Source organism: Phormidium tenue FACHB-1052 (assembly GCF_014696675.1).
Lineage (GTDB): Bacteria > Cyanobacteriota > Cyanobacteriia > Phormidesmidales > Phormidesmidaceae > Nodosilinea > Nodosilinea tenuis_A.
Genome location: NZ_JACJQN010000005.1, coordinates 189,615 through 202,431 on the forward strand (window position 1 = coordinate 189,615; position 12,817 = coordinate 202,431).

Below are 12,817 nucleotides of genomic sequence, written 5' to 3' on the forward strand. Positions count from 1 at the left end.
ATGCTCACTCTAACTCGGAATTGTCAGGGCGGAATCAGTTCACGCCCCCGAAGACAACGAGCCCCCAACCCCAAAGGTGCCGCAAAATGGAAAATCGGCTGTTTTACCTGAGCTTTGCTACCCTCGTGGCCCACGAACTCGACGCCATGACCCAAGCCGAGTGGCGACTCCTGTTTATTCTCAACCGTCTGCCTGAGGCGATCGCCGAAATGGCCTTTGTGCTGGTTCACATTCCCCTAGTGGCCGGGCTGCTGTGGCTGACTCATAACGAAGCTCCCGCTGTGCGCCGCTGGTCGCGCACTGCTGTGGCGATCTTTCTCGTCATCCACGCCGGGTTGCACAAACGGCTCGATCACAGTCCTCTCTATACCTTCGATTCTAACCTGTCCCTGGGGTTGATCTATGGCGGCGGGGCGTTGGGGCTGCTGTACCTGTTGACTGTTTTGATGACCGCTCGACAAACGTTACAGGCAGACTCCCAAAATACGAAATAGCGAGAGTCCTGTGCCTTCAAACCCTTGTTCGAGTTTCCAAGCGCAAATTTTGATCGATTACCATGGGCCTATAGACCCCATCCAGGCCAAAGACGCGTTTGGGCTTGGGCTAGCGATCGTAGGAGTGCTGATTTATGGACGGGTCATTTCCCCAGAGCATGCTGAAGAGCGAGTTGCTCCACCGCCTGGCTATTAACCTCGACACCGCCGAAGAGTTTGGCCCCATTGCCGAAATTTGGGTCAACGGGCGCACTCACCAAGTCAAAGGCATTGGCTGTAGCGCTGGCGGCCTGTTGACCCGCCAAAGTCATCGGTTTCTGTGGCCCCAGATTGGCTCCATTGGGCGCGATGGGGTGGTGGTGAAAGCTGGGGCGCGGGCCGAGGCGATTGACGAGCATCTGCAAGACTGCCTACCCCTGGGAGAGATCGAGCTGTGGTCAGACCACGGCGATCGCATTGGTCAGCTCACCGACTATCGCTTCGACCCCGCCACCGGCAACATCCTGCAATACCTATTCGTCCCGGCAGAAACCAGCCCATTGCCTGCTGGCCTCTACGCCCTAGCCCCAGTGGCCGTGATTAGCACTGGTCGCCGTCGCATGATGGCAGAGGACACCGCCTTGAGCGCTCCGGTTCTAGTTCAGGCTGGGGTGCAGCCACCCCGACAGCCCGCTCCAGCCCAGTCACCCTTCGATCGCATTCCCCTAGACAAAATGCCCGACCCTCGCCGCAGTTGGGATGCTGCCGTTAAAGGCACCCAAACTATGCGCGATCAGGTAAATGAACAATTTCAGGAAGGTCGCCACAAGCTAGGAGCCAAGGCCCAAGACCGCCGCCAAAAGCTTCAGGCCGAGGCTCAGGATAAGCTCGGTGGCCTGCTGGGCAATGTGAAAAAGCGCACCCGCAGCCTACGCAACCAGCTGCGCGAAGCTGTCACCGACGCCACCGCCGGGCTGCCCTCTGGCCCCAATCTGCGCGACGACAAAACACCCACCATCGATGTAGATGCCATGGAGCTGTGGCCTGAGGACGATTTTCCGCCAGAGCGGCCCGGTCATCGCCCCGACAGGCGTTGACTACAGATCGCGCTGGTAATCGGCGATCGCCTCTAGCAGATCGGCCTTACCCGCTGCTGGGATCAAGTCGGCCAGGGTGACGGTTTTTTGCCCACCGCCAATAGCCACCGACGTACTGGTTAAGATATCGGCTACGGCAGATTCGGTTACCTTATCGCCAGCGACCAGGGGGTAGAGCTTTTCAGCCAGGGGCGTGTGCAGTTTGGCGTCGCCCAGATATAAGTGCCACTTGGCCACATCGAGATACACTTTGTCGCCAATGGTGGCAGCTAGAGACTCAATGGCGCGGGCGGTAGAGGCATCAGACATAGTTTGGGTTCTCCATCTAAGGCTCTGGGTTGGGGTCAGGGTCAGCCGTGGACGCTAGGGGCGCAGGGGAGTAATCTGCGATCGCAAAAATATAGACAGCATTAGCGACCAAAACCGGCAACCACGTCAGAGTTACCTTATTTGCCCAAGGCACCCACTCAGGGTTAAGGGTATTAAAAAACCACAGCCCAGAGTTAACGGCAGTAAACGCCGCCACATGCACCGCAAAGTTAATACGGTCTTCTAACTTGCGGTAGGCAGGATCTTCTCGGGTGGGTTTACGGGGCCAACGGGGTGGCATAGGCCAAACATCACAATTACGCTACACCCTTCATTCTAAAGGCGTGGGTGCTAAAGGCGGGGGAGGCATTTCCATTGGCCAGTGTAAGCCTAGATGGCTAAGGTCGCCGCTGTCTGAACCTTTTGGGCACTTTTGAGGTTTCGCTGTTCCGTTTTCGTTCTTTTGCCATAGATGACGGTGCGATCGCGCCCAGATAAGTAGAAAACCCGTCCTGCCTAGGCAGGACGGGTGAGGCGCCATCGTCAACTAGATGGGCAGAGCCCTTAGACCGCAATCAGAGCAATGTTAGAAAATACAAATTCCTGTCTATCGATGTCGTCGCCAACACTGGTTTCGATGGCGCGGCGAGAAAGAATATAGTAGCCGCCAACTTCGGTGTATTCGTCTTCAAAATCGCTGAGGCCGCCCTTTTGATCGCCGGTTTTGGGATCGTGGTAGACCGAGTCATAGCGATGCGACAGGTAGCCTGAGCCAGTGTCATGGCTGCTATAGGTGTGAATGGTCACCACGACACCGTGAATATGGCGATGCACCATCGACACTTCGTTGTCTTTGAGCTGGTAGCGATCGCCCTCGGCCTTACCGCCCATCAAAATCTCCACTGAGCCGTCGGCGAGGGTATCGCCATAGCGAAAGGTGTTGTTGCTGTGGCTGTCTTCAAACTCGCGCCGCACCCGGTGAATCGAGACCTCAAACAGCTGACCATGCACCATTTTTTGGGCCGCCTCATCGGCAATGCCGCTCACTTCAAGCTTGAGGTCGGCGCTAACCTTGACCTGGCCACTATGGGTCTGGCCGTTGTGGGTAAACGTCACATCGGCGGTGTAACCAGGGAAAGCTGCATCCCAGGTGTAGCGATTTTCATAGGCAGCGCGAAATAAGTCCCGTGCTGCAAGCTGAGTTCCAACCATTAAATAAATCTCCCGGTTCATGTTTGGTGCACAAACAGCGCCCTGCCGCTGTGCTGGAGCCTCTCTAGCATAGCGATTCTAGACTCCCCTGGGCTTGGCCTGGGCTGAAAATGGTGGGCAAGGTCAGCCGCGAATTGCAAAGAAATGTATTGTGATTTACAGTAATAACGGAGTCACCCCTTAGAATAAAAAGCCGATTAATTCGCTCAGTTTTTTTGGCCACAATTTTGCTGGGCAGATCGGTTCCTAGAAGCTGAATTCAGTTATAGTTTTCCACAGGTTACTTGTCAGCCTTAATTTTAAGGCATCTGCCAAAAAGCCTGCACAGTCAGGGCTTTTAGGATTATTCGTTGTTGTCAGATCGCAAAAGCTTTAGGTTATCCACAGTTTTTTAGCTGTCTGTGGATAACTTGCTTTTGGCAACAAGTAGACGATCGCACCCCTCAACCAGCGTACTGATCAATCGCCTCAAATAGCTGGCTTACCTCAGCCGCCGTAGTAAACGGGTTGAGCAACACCGCCTTCAACCATCGCTGCCCCCGAAAGCACGGCACCGATAAAAAGATCTGGTGCTGCTTCAGCAGGTAGTTCTGCAAGCTGGCGTTCCAGGCATCCCGCTGGGCTGGCGGCAGCGCGGCGGGGCAGCCGCGAAAGCAGATTAGATTCATCTCAGGCTCGCTGGCCAGTTCTAGGTAGGGACGCTGGCGCACCTGAGTGACAAAGTGCTCGCTCAGGGCATAACTGGCCTCGATCAGTTCGGCGCAGCCCACTTGGCCTAGATGCTGGAGCGTGAGCCACAGTTTGAGCACATCGGCATGGCGAGTTCCCTGCACCGTCAGTTCCCCTAGATTTACCCAGTCGGGCTCAGTATTCATGTAGGGTGCTGACACTCGAAAGTGACTGTGCAGCAACCCCAGATCGCGAAACAGCACCGAGGCACAGGTCTTCGTGACATACAGCCATTTTTGGGGGTTGAACGTCACCGAATCGGCCTGTTCAATGCCCGTCAGCCGATGCCGGTGCCGGGGCGAAAAGGCGATCGCGCCACCATAGGCCGCATCCACGTGAAACCAGAGCTTATAGGTTTGGGCGATGCGGGCGATCTCAGGCAAGGGGTCAATGTTGCCGGTGACGGTGGTGCCCGCCGTACCCACCACCGCAAAGGGCCGCTGCCCTCGGGCGATCGCACTCTGAATTTTCTCGTCTAGAGCAGTCGCATCCATCTGGGCATTGGCGTTTGCGGGTACCAGCACTACCCCCTCCAGCCCCAGTCCCAGCACCATTGCCGCCTTTTGAATCGAGGTGTGGGCCATCTCCGAAGCCAAGATCACCGGTGGTGGCCCTCCGGCCAATCCCTGCCGTAGACAGTCTAGTTTGACGTTGCGGGCAACGGTGAGCGCCTGCAAATTAGCCAGGCTGCCACCGCTGGCCAGCAGCCCCCCCGCCCGCTCCCCCAGCCCAAACATCTGGGCCAATTCGGCCAGCAGCAGCGGCTCTAACCGCGACAGCGCAGGCGACATCTCCACACTCAGCATGTTGTTGTTCAAGGCTGCCGCCGCCCAGTCGCCCACAATAGAAGCGGTGCTGGGTAAGGGATCCATGTGGCCCATGTAACCGGGGTGGGCCGGGTTCATCGACTGGGCCATGAGGTCGCCCAGGGATGCCAACAGGGGGGCGATCGCCGTGGGCTGAACTGGAATACCGCTAAACTCAATCTCCTTGATTGAGGGCAGAGGGTCGTGGCTGCCCGCCCCTGTGGAGTAGTCAAGAATTTGCTCGACCACCGTCTGCAAAATCGCTGCAATGGCCGCTCGGTTGTGGCCCTGGGGGTCGATAAACGCGGTAGCAGGCAAAACCGATGGAGCCAACGTACACCTCTTGAGGGAACTATGGCTCAATTATCTCGCCAATGCTCTACCCTATGCCAGAGAAACCCTGAGTTTCTACAAGGGCTGAATTAGCAGGGGAGGCGACAGGTGGGCCTGGGGCGCGGCGGCGCTTTCCTTGGTAATGGCCACGGCCCGCACAAGACCGCGATCGCGGCGGTACACGGGCGGCAGATCAATGGGTTGCGACACCTGGCCCTGCTCATTCACCGTGAACACGGTGGTGAGAATAGCGTTTTTTTGGTCCACAGTGGCCGCAGCACTGGGGTCTACTACCGTCCACAGTACGTAAACAGTACCAGGCTCCAGGGGCGGCAGGTTCGCCACCGTGAGGGAGCCCGCCAGGGTATTGGGGTTAATCACCACCTGAGCCTGTCCCGACGACGCACCACCCTCAGGAGAACCCAGGGCAATGGTCAAGGTTTCGTTCGGCTGGCTGGCCCGCTCAAGCTGTAGCGATCGCCAAAGCATCAGGTTGCTCAAACTGAGGCCAGCAATCAGCACTGCTGCTGTTGCCCCCCAGATTCGTCCCCAACGCTGAGGCCGCCCCAGAGCCACAACCGAGGCACTCACCGCTTCAGCCCTATCAACCGACTGGGCAGCGGTCTGTAGTAGAGCCATCCTCAAATGGGCAGGTGGGCTGACAGAATCAGCATCGTAGGCTGTTTCCAGCGCCTGCTGGAGCTGGTCAATATCCTGCTGTAGATCGGGGTTGGCCGCCAGCAGGTCTGACAGGGTAGCTGACTCTTCGGGGCTAAGGTTGTAGAGAACATAGCCCGCCAGCAGCAGCTGCAATTGTTCTGATGAGATCGACCCAGTCATAGTGCTAGTTACCCCAACGCTCTTGGAGAATTTGTCGTAGCCTCAGCAGGCCTCGACGAGAATGAGTTTTGACGGTGCCCAGGGGGGTATCGAGCCGTTCGGCAATGGTGGTTTGGGATAGCCCTTCGTAGTAGGCCAGGCGCAAAATCTTTTGCTGACTCTCAGAAAGCTGATCTAGAGCCGTCTGGATGTCGTGGGCACGCTCAGCTTGGGCTAGAGCCTGCTCTGGGGTGCGGGTCGGGGGTATTACCTGGGCAGACTGAAGGCGTTCCACCGCAGCCCGAGCCACTTGGCGCGATCGCAGGCGGTCAATGGCGCGCGATCGCGTCAGTATGGCCAGGAATGTGCGCAACGAGCCTCGTTGGGGGTCATAGGCCGCCAACGGTAGCTTGACAAAAATGTCTTGGGTCAGGTCTTCGGCGTCCTGGGTGTGGCTCAACACTTTAAGAGCAATGCCGTAGACCAGTCCACCGTGGCGATCGTACAGAGGGCCAAGGGCGTTAGTTTGCCCCGCCTTTAAAGCCAACCAAAGGTCTGCATCCGTGGGTGCTTCAGTGCCTGTCGAGGTCAGTCGATCAAAATCCATATACATTGGATGCTCAGACACCAGACCCGTCACGTGACTGGAGGATCGTACCGCAATCATTGCTTTATACAATGCCATGGTTCGGGTGTGCTGCCATCCCGTTGGGTGGTGACTGAGCGCCACCCAACGGGATATAGAGTATGTAGCGATCGCCTAAGCAGGCATTAAAATGCCTCGCAGTTCGCCAGCCCGGTAGCGACTGGTGTGGAAGTCGATGTACAGCATGCCATTTTGCAGCGCCTGAAGCTGTTCAGGCGTGAGGGTATAGTCGCCCATGGCGCTTCCCCCGCGACCGTTGGCATTCATAGTTACCTCTAGGGCGTACTGAAATGGCCCATTTTCGCTAGCGCTACCGCGGTGGACGTGGAACGCCGAGGTGATGTTGGGGTTAGGCGGATCGAGCGGGTCGGTGGCATAGTCGCGCGGGGCACTGCTCAGCTCACGAAAACTGCCGCGCACCACTAGGCGATTGCCGGACAGGGCCGCCCCAACCACTCCACGGGCATCGGTCATGACCCCTTTGGGTACAATATTCTGACCGCTGAGCGTGGCTATATAGGTAACGATGGGCTCATTTAAGCCTTGAGCCAGCAGAGGAGCCGTCGCCGCCGCTAGGTTTGCATCAATCTGTTCTCCTAGGGCAAAGGTGTCGCTGGGGGCACCAGACCAGGGAGTTGCTGCCAGCGCGGGGGTTACCAGCGGTGCCTGAGCCATCACCCGGCCCAGCATCGGAGAGTACAGTAGCGTTACAAACAGACAGGTAGCTAAGGCAATTAAGCTATTGCGCAGATGCTTTCGTTCTCTCAACATAATGCTTCATTCCACTCAACAAACGGCTAAAAGTCTCTTTGGTGAAGACTCATACCCAGTACGCAGCGCTCTGCCGATTGGATGCAGTAGCATAGCGTAAAAACTTAGCTAGCCCGACCAGCAGTGGCGCGACTGCTGAGTTGAGAGCAGTGCCCTGAGCACATTGCCCTGCTTCAGCGTTGACCTACGGTGTTGCCAAGTACCGCCATTGAGCTAGCTACCACCTGCATGGAAATTACCTGTCAGCCGTTTACTGTTCACAAACGTGTACCGCTCACTATCAGTCGCGGCACCACAGCCCAATCGACTAATCTCTGGCTTAAGCTCAGCGCCGAGGGCATAGAAGGCTGGGGAGAAGCGGCTCCTTTTTCTATTGGCACCCACCGACAAACATTGGACACATTGCAGGCCGCCATAGTTCACTTGCAGACAACCGTATCGCCCTTCCATCCGTTGGAACGCCAGGCGATTGAGGCCGCTGTTGCCGGGTCATCTCTCCCCTCGGCTATCCGCGCCGCCCTCGACGTGGCGCTGTGGGACTGGTGCGGCAAGTTGGTTGGGCAGCCTATTTGGCGACTGCTGGGGCTGGATTTAGGGCGCATTCAGCCGACGTCAGTTACCGTGGGCATTTCATCGCCCGAGGCCGCCCGGCAGCGATCGCAGGATTGGCTACAGCAAACCTCCGCTCGCGCCCTTAAGGTAAAGCTCGGTAGTCCCCAAGGCATTGAAGCCGATCAAGCTATGTTTCAGGCCGTCTATGACCAGATCCCCGCCGCCGTCAGCCTCAGCGTCGATGCCAATGGTGGCTGGGGCCTGGAGGAAGCCAAACAAATGGCGGATTGGTTAGGCGATCGCTGCGTTACCCACCTAGAGCAACCCCTACCCGTCAGCCAGGATGTTGATTTGGCCAAGCTCAAGCGAGACTCACCGCTGCCGATTTTTGTAGATGAGAGCTGCTTCAACAGTTCAGACATTCCTCGTCTAGCGAATTTGGTCGATGGCATTAACATTAAATTGATGAAAGCTGGGGGGCTGACCGAGGCCCTGCGGATGATTCACACCGCGCGGGCTTGCGGCCTTCAGGTGATGTTCGGCTGCTATTCCGACAGCAGCTTAGCGAATGGGGCTATGGCTCAGCTCTCGCCCTTAGCCGACTATCTCGACCTCGACAGCCACCTCAACCTGCGGGACGACCCCTTCAGTGGCCTTACCCTAGCTGACGGACGCCTACTTCCCTCTGCTCACCCAGGACTTGGACTTAGCTATGTACCTCAAGCCCGATAGCCGCATTGCCCTACTCATGCACGAGGGCACTCAGAGCACCATGGGTAAGACGGGCCTGGCCCTGCTGCGCTTTAGCCAGTCGCCGATTGTGGCGGTGATTGATTATCAGGCGGCGGGGCGATCGCTCCATGACCTCACTGGCATCGACAAGCCTATCCCCGTAGTCGAATCGCTCACCGAGGCCCTGGCCTACACCCCAGATGTGCTGGCTATTGGCATTGCTCCCTCTGGTGGCAAGCTGCCCGATGCCTGGTTTCAAGAAATTGAGCAGGCGGTCAAAACAGGGCTGAGTATTGTAAACGGCCTGCATACACCCATGGCCACCCACCCAGCGCTTCAGCCCTGGCTGAGAGACCACCAGTGGATTTGGGACGTACGCCAGGAACCGGAAGGCCTGACTGTGGGGAGCGGGCAGGCCAGTCAGCTAAACTGCAAGCGCATTCTGACCGTAGGTACCGATATGTCCGTGGGCAAAATGTCGGCAACCCTAGAGCTGCACCGCGCCTGCCTCCAGCGCGGGTTGCGATCTAAAGTGATTGCCACGGGCCAAACCAACCTCATGCTGGGGGACGACGGCGTGCCGCTAGATGCCATTCGGGTTGATTACGCGTCAGGAGCCGTCGAACAGCAGCTTATGCGCCATGGCCCTCATTACGACTTCGTCTTTGTGGAAGGGCAGGGATCGCTACTCAACCCGGCCTCGACCGCTACACTGCCTCTGCTGCGAGGCACCCAACCCACCCATCTGGTGCTGGTACACCGAGCTGGGCAGAGCCACATTCACAACTTTCCCCAAGTAAAAATTCCGGATTTACCCGGCGTAATCGCCCTCTATGAACAGGTCACAACAGCAGCAGGGGCATTTTACCCGGCTAAGGTAGTCGCGATCGCCCTCAACACGGGTCACCTCGCCGCAGCTAATGCCGAGGAGGCCATTCAGTCGGTCGAGGCCCAAACACTACTTCCCTGTGCAGACATCTTCCGCACAGGGGCCGACAAACTATTGACACCCATCTTGGCCTAATAGTCAGGCTACTTCTTGCGAAGACGGTAGGTAATGCGCCCCTTGGTGAGGTCGTAGGGGGTAAGCTCTACCTTGACGCGATCGCCCGGCAAAATCTTGATGTAATTACGACGAATCTTCCCAGAAATGTGGGCTAATACGTTAAATCCATTATCCAAATCGACCCGAAACATCGCGTTCGGCAACGATTCAGTAATGGTACCCTCCATTTCAATTAGGTCTTGCTTAGACAAGCTGAACTCTCCCTCATTACACAATCAACAGGCTGAACTCTAGCATAACCCCAGTAACTACTCGAGTACTAGGCGCTTTAGGTCAGCATGAACTACGTCCATGGTTTGATTACCATCTACCGATACCAACTGTTGGCGGTCACGATAAAAATCAATTAACGGCTCCGTCTGCTGACGGTATACCTGAAGTCGGTTAAGAATCACTGACTCTTCATCGTCGTCACGTCCCCGCTGCAGCAGGCGGGCAACAATCACATCATCCTCGACATCTAGGTTGACCACAAAGTCAACGGGCTGCTCAATCTGGTCAAGCAGTTTCTGCAAAAACTCAGCCTGGGGCACATTGCGAGGGAAACCATCCAACAGCCACCCTGCTTTAGTGTCATCCTGACCCAACCGCTCCTGGATTAGATCTAAGATAAGCTCATCAGGCACCAGTTCCCCGGCACTCATGTACTGCTCTGCTTTTTGGCCCAGTTCACTACCCGCCGCCACCGCCGACCGCAGAATATCCCCAGTCGAAATATGAGGAACCTCGCAGTCCTTAGCCAGTAGCAGAGCTTGAGTGCCCTTGCCCGCCCCCGGCGGACCTAGAAAAATAAGTCGAGTCACTACTGCTTCACCATCCCTTCGTAGCGTTGTGAGATTACGTAGGTCTGAATCTGCTTGGCCGTATCAATGGCAACACCCACCAGGATAAGTAGAGAAGTAGCTCCAAAGCCCCTAAAAGTTTGTACCCGAGTCAAACTTTCCACTGCACTGGGCACGACCGCCACCATACCGAGAAAGACAGCACCAAGAAAAGTTAACCGATTGAGAATGCGGCTGATGTACTCAGTAGTCGCTTTACCAGGGCGAATGCCAGGAATACTAGCCCCCATTTTCTTCAGGTTGCGCGATACATCATCTGGGTTCATTACCAGAGACGAATAGAAGTAGCTGAAAAAGAGGATAAGAACGAGGTACAGCGAAACATAGAAGAGAGAAGTTGGGTTCAGATAGTTATTCACAAACTGACTGAATCCAGGATTAGTGATGTACTGGGTTAACGAAATCGGCAGCACCAGCACAGCAGAGGCGAAAATAATTGGCATGACGCCGCCCTGATTAAGTCGCAGGGGCAAGTAATTGCTCTGCTCTAAATAGAGCTTGCGGCCTACCTGACGACGAGCAGAAATAATGGGAATGCGGCGAGTCCCCTCCTGCACAAAGACAATGCCCACAATCATGGCCAGAAAGGCTAGCATCAAAATGATAATGCCGCCCACTAGGCCGCGATCGCCGCTCTGCGCCAACTCAATCGTTTGGCCTAACGACCGTGGCAGGGTCGAGACAATGTTGAGGAAAATCAGCAGCGAAGCACCGTTGCCGATACCACGCTCAGTGATTAACTCACCCACCCACATCACAAACATTGACCCGGCTGTCAGGGCAATTACCGTCTGGGCCACAAACGCAGGGCCAGGAACTTCCGCAAATTGATAGAGCAAGAAGGACGCCAGCAAAGTGCTCTGCAAAATCGCCCAGCCCAGAGCTACGTAGCGAGTGATTTGGGAGATCTTGCGACGACCAGCTTCCCCTTCATTCTTTTGCAGATCTTCCAGTTGAGGCAGAGCCGCCGTCAACAGTTGCATGATAATTGAAGCGTTGATGAAAGGCAGGATCCCCAGGGCAAAGATACCTAGAGCGGACAGACCGCCCCCCACAAAGATATCTAAGAAGCCTACAAAGCCAGCCAAACTGCCCGACTGAATGGAAGCACCAAACGCTTGGCGATCAATACCTGGTACCGGAATAAAAATCCCTAGTCTAACTAATACCAGAAGCCCTAGGGTCACCAGCAAACGGCTTCGCAGGCCAGCGGCCTGGGCCATTTGCATAAATGTCTCCTGCGCGCTTGGATTTTTACCCCGACTTACGACCATGCATGTACCTCAGGCCTACGTTTAGCAATACATTGACGGCAATAAGTAACCGCAGAATCTACGGTTACAGTCCCTAACTTTAGTCTAAGGGATGAGCGAGCCATCCCGCTATGCGACAACTTCCCATGTACCGCCAGCCTGCTCAATTTTCTCTTTAGCAGACTGGGTAAAAGCCGCCGCTCTAACGTTTAGGGCCACACCAATTTCACCATGACCCAGCACCTTCAAAGGCCCATCATTGGTGGTCAATATACCGGCTTCGAGCAGAGACTCAAGCGAGACGTCAGTCCCTGCTGCCAAGTCAGACAGCCCTTTAACGTTGATAATGGTGTATTCCTTCTGATTGACCAGTGGGAAGTGCTTGAGCTTAGGAATGCGACGATAGAGGGGCATTTGGCCACCCTCAAAGCCAGGTCGAGTACCGCTACCCGAACGAGACTTTTGCCCTCGCATGCCAAAGCCACAGCTCGCGCCCTGGCCAGCAGAAATACCGCGACCGACGCGGCGACGGCGGCGCTTAGAGCCGACTTGTGGTTGTGCGTCGTTGATTCTCATGGCTGAGGAAAATAAAAACAGCGATACCGAAATGAATTAAATGTACAGGCTTTCAACCGGGATATCCCGTTCTTCAGCCACGTCAGCAAAGGTGCGCAGAGACGCTAAAGCGTCCGCTGCAGCTCGAGCATTATTAAGGGGGTTGTTAGAGCCTAGCTGCTTGGCTAGGACATTCCGTACCCCAGCCAATTCGAGCACCGTGCGTACGGCACCGCCAGCAATCACTCCAGTACCAGGAGCAGCAGGGCGCATAAACACCTTGGCACCACCGCCAATCCCATTGGAGGGATGAGGAATGGAATAAGAGCGAGTCAGAGGCACATCTACCAGATGTTTTTTGCCATCGGCTACACCCTTCTTCACAGCACCGATGACATCGCCGGCCTTACCAACGCCAACGCCAACCTGGCCTTTCTCATTGCCGACAACCACGATGGCACGGAAGCTAAGTTTTTTACCTCCCTTCACCACCTTAGTCACACGACGGATTTGGACAACGCGTTCCTGCCAGTCGGTCTTCTTTTCTTTAGTACGCGCTTCTTTGCGACGGTTTGCCATGCCTTTCCCCAGCCTTGTTTACATCAAGCAAAATCAGGTGCTT

General features: G+C 55.9%; 16 protein-coding genes. 4 read left to right on the forward strand and 12 right to left on the reverse strand.

Annotation, left to right across the window (positions count from 1 at the left end):
• Window positions 1-86: 86 nt before the first annotated feature.
• Together H6G07_RS09540 and H6G07_RS09545 are read left to right on the forward strand one after the other, a co-directional pair.
• Entirely contained in the window at window positions 87-494 is a 408-nt protein-coding gene (locus H6G07_RS09540) for a DUF6713 family protein (RefSeq protein ID WP_073609607.1), read from the forward strand.
• A gap of 134 nt (window positions 495-628) precedes the next feature.
• Window positions 629-1,570 (forward strand): PRC-barrel domain-containing protein, encoded by a 942-nt coding sequence (locus tag H6G07_RS09545; protein ID WP_073609608.1) that lies wholly within the window; start codon window positions 629-631, stop codon window positions 1,568-1,570.
• On the opposite strand, the gene H6G07_RS09550 is transcribed toward H6G07_RS09545, so the two are convergent.
• The 7 genes from H6G07_RS09550 to H6G07_RS09580 all read right to left on the reverse strand — a co-directional run bounded on the left by H6G07_RS09550 (window position 1,571) and on the right by H6G07_RS09580 (window position 7,195).
• Window positions 1,571-1,879, reverse strand: a complete 309-nt coding sequence (locus H6G07_RS09550; RefSeq protein ID WP_073609609.1) for a DUF3181 family protein — start codon at window positions 1,877-1,879, stop codon at window positions 1,571-1,573.
• Window positions 1,880-1,895: 16 nt separating this feature from the next.
• Window positions 1,896-2,180 (reverse strand): 2TM domain-containing protein, encoded by a 285-nt coding sequence (locus H6G07_RS09555; RefSeq protein WP_073609610.1) that lies wholly within the window; start codon window positions 2,178-2,180, stop codon window positions 1,896-1,898.
• A gap of 263 nt (window positions 2,181-2,443) precedes the next feature.
• Window positions 2,444-3,091 carry a DUF3386 domain-containing protein gene (locus H6G07_RS09560; RefSeq protein ID WP_073609692.1) on the reverse strand — a complete coding sequence of 216 codons (648 nt, stop codon included), beginning with the start codon at window positions 3,089-3,091 and terminating at the stop codon, window positions 2,444-2,446.
• Window positions 3,092-3,534: 443 nt separating this feature from the next.
• Complete coding sequence (locus H6G07_RS09565; protein WP_073609611.1) at window positions 3,535-4,959, reverse strand: pyridoxal phosphate-dependent decarboxylase family protein; 1,425 nt, start codon at window positions 4,957-4,959, stop codon at window positions 3,535-3,537.
• Window positions 4,960-5,034: 75 nt separating this feature from the next.
• A complete protein-coding gene (locus H6G07_RS09570; protein WP_073609612.1) occupies window positions 5,035-5,799 on the reverse strand; it encodes an anti-sigma factor in 765 nt (254 codons plus the stop codon).
• A gap of 4 nt (window positions 5,800-5,803) precedes the next feature.
• Window positions 5,804-6,385, reverse strand: coding sequence for a sigma-70 family RNA polymerase sigma factor (locus H6G07_RS09575; protein WP_073609613.1), 582 nt, complete (start codon window positions 6,383-6,385; stop codon window positions 5,804-5,806).
• Between the two features lie 153 nt (window positions 6,386-6,538).
• The gene (locus tag H6G07_RS09580; RefSeq protein WP_073609614.1) at window positions 6,539-7,195 is read right to left on the reverse strand and encodes a CHRD domain-containing protein; all 657 of its coding nucleotides are present in this window, start codon (window positions 7,193-7,195) and stop codon (window positions 6,539-6,541) included.
• A 189-nt stretch (window positions 7,196-7,384) separates the two neighbouring features.
• Here H6G07_RS09580 and H6G07_RS09585 point away from each other — a divergent pair, with 189 nt between their 5' ends.
• Together H6G07_RS09585 and H6G07_RS09590 are read left to right on the forward strand one after the other, a co-directional pair.
• Window positions 7,385-8,479, forward strand: coding sequence for a dipeptide epimerase (locus tag H6G07_RS09585; RefSeq protein ID WP_338420688.1), 1,095 nt, complete (start codon window positions 7,385-7,387; stop codon window positions 8,477-8,479).
• The gene (locus H6G07_RS09590) at window positions 8,460-9,503 is read left to right on the forward strand and encodes an N-acetyltransferase DgcN family protein (protein ID WP_073609615.1); all 1,044 of its coding nucleotides are present in this window, start codon (window positions 8,460-8,462) and stop codon (window positions 9,501-9,503) included. The genes H6G07_RS09585 and H6G07_RS09590 overlap by 20 nt, the downstream gene beginning before the upstream one ends.
• Window positions 9,504-9,511: 8 nt before the next feature.
• Here H6G07_RS09590 and infA read toward each other — a convergent pair whose 3' ends face one another.
• From infA to rpsE, 5 genes are all read right to left on the reverse strand, one after another.
• Complete coding sequence (gene infA / locus H6G07_RS09595) at window positions 9,512-9,736, reverse strand: translation initiation factor IF-1 (RefSeq protein ID WP_017297627.1); 225 nt, start codon at window positions 9,734-9,736, stop codon at window positions 9,512-9,514.
• A gap of 57 nt (window positions 9,737-9,793) precedes the next feature.
• Entirely contained in the window at window positions 9,794-10,348 is a 555-nt protein-coding gene (locus H6G07_RS09600; RefSeq protein WP_073609616.1) for an adenylate kinase, read from the reverse strand.
• On the reverse strand, window positions 10,348-11,661 hold the full coding sequence (gene secY / locus H6G07_RS09605; RefSeq protein ID WP_073609617.1) for a preprotein translocase subunit SecY: 1,314 nt from the start codon (window positions 11,659-11,661) through the stop codon (window positions 10,348-10,350). The genes H6G07_RS09600 and secY overlap by 1 nt, the downstream gene beginning before the upstream one ends.
• Before the next feature lie 108 nt (window positions 11,662-11,769).
• The gene (gene rplO, locus H6G07_RS09610; RefSeq protein ID WP_073609618.1) at window positions 11,770-12,216 is read right to left on the reverse strand and encodes a 50S ribosomal protein L15; all 447 of its coding nucleotides are present in this window, start codon (window positions 12,214-12,216) and stop codon (window positions 11,770-11,772) included.
• Between the two features lie 36 nt (window positions 12,217-12,252).
• On the reverse strand, window positions 12,253-12,774 hold the full coding sequence (gene rpsE, locus H6G07_RS09615) for a 30S ribosomal protein S5 (RefSeq protein WP_073609619.1): 522 nt from the start codon (window positions 12,772-12,774) through the stop codon (window positions 12,253-12,255).
• Between the last annotated feature and the right edge of the window lie 43 nt (window positions 12,775-12,817).

What these genes read in the sequence shown, in the direction of transcription:
- rplO (WP_073609618.1), bottom strand. Translation starts at nt 12,216, where the DNA reads ATGAGAATCAACGACGCACAACCACAAGTCGGCTCTAAGCGCCGCCGT.
- H6G07_RS09590 (WP_073609615.1), top strand. Translation starts at nt 8,460, where the DNA reads ATGTACCTCAAGCCCGATAGCCGCATTGCCCTACTCATGCACGAGGGC.
- H6G07_RS09575 (WP_073609613.1), bottom strand. Translation starts at nt 6,385, where the DNA reads ATGGATTTTGATCGACTGACCTCGACAGGCACTGAAGCACCCACGGAT.
- rpsE (WP_073609619.1), bottom strand. Translation starts at nt 12,774, where the DNA reads ATGGCAAACCGTCGCAAAGAAGCGCGTACTAAAGAAAAGAAGACCGAC.
- H6G07_RS09540 (WP_073609607.1), top strand. Translation starts at nt 87, where the DNA reads ATGGAAAATCGGCTGTTTTACCTGAGCTTTGCTACCCTCGTGGCCCAC.
- H6G07_RS09550 (WP_073609609.1), bottom strand. Translation starts at nt 1,879, where the DNA reads ATGTCTGATGCCTCTACCGCCCGCGCCATTGAGTCTCTAGCTGCCACC.
- H6G07_RS09580 (WP_073609614.1), bottom strand. Translation starts at nt 7,195, where the DNA reads ATGTTGAGAGAACGAAAGCATCTGCGCAATAGCTTAATTGCCTTAGCT.
- H6G07_RS09560 (WP_073609692.1), bottom strand. Translation starts at nt 3,091, where the DNA reads ATGGTTGGAACTCAGCTTGCAGCACGGGACTTATTTCGCGCTGCCTAT.
- secY (WP_073609617.1), bottom strand. Translation starts at nt 11,661, where the DNA reads ATGGTCGTAAGTCGGGGTAAAAATCCAAGCGCGCAGGAGACATTTATG.
- H6G07_RS09570 (WP_073609612.1), bottom strand. Translation starts at nt 5,799, where the DNA reads ATGACTGGGTCGATCTCATCAGAACAATTGCAGCTGCTGCTGGCGGGC.
- H6G07_RS09545 (WP_073609608.1), top strand. Translation starts at nt 629, where the DNA reads ATGGACGGGTCATTTCCCCAGAGCATGCTGAAGAGCGAGTTGCTCCAC.
- H6G07_RS09555 (WP_073609610.1), bottom strand. Translation starts at nt 2,180, where the DNA reads ATGCCACCCCGTTGGCCCCGTAAACCCACCCGAGAAGATCCTGCCTAC.